This is a genomic window from Xenorhabdus littoralis (assembly GCF_033949345.1).
Taxonomy (GTDB): Bacteria; Pseudomonadota; Gammaproteobacteria; order Enterobacterales; family Enterobacteriaceae; genus Xenorhabdus; species Xenorhabdus littoralis.
The window spans coordinates 1-214 of the sequence record NZ_VCDP01000273.1 but is presented as its reverse complement, the minus strand read 5'-3'; the positions used below and the strand labels follow the sequence as shown (position 1 = coordinate 214).

The 214-nt window shown below is 52.8% G+C and carries 1 protein-coding gene; it reads right to left on the bottom strand.

Annotated features, from left to right (window positions below; all coding sequences use genetic code 11):
* Window positions 1-214 (bottom strand): hypothetical protein (locus FE394_RS19590; protein WP_319927978.1); only part of this gene is annotated, 214 nt, incomplete at both ends.

Here is a 214-nt window from a genome sequence, read left to right as displayed (position 1 = left end):
GTCAGTGGCGCATGTTGGTTGAGCTGAAAGTGGTTCAGTGCCCCCATCTGGCTATAGCCAAAGTGCAGGGTATTGCCCTCCACAGTTTCACTGATTGGACGCCCGGTCAGGTTATCCCATTCATGAATGATTTCCCGTCCGTTGATACGCTCGCAGGTGGGCAGGCCAGTGGTTTTGTCATACTCATACTCGACGATAGCATCGGCATTAGTGG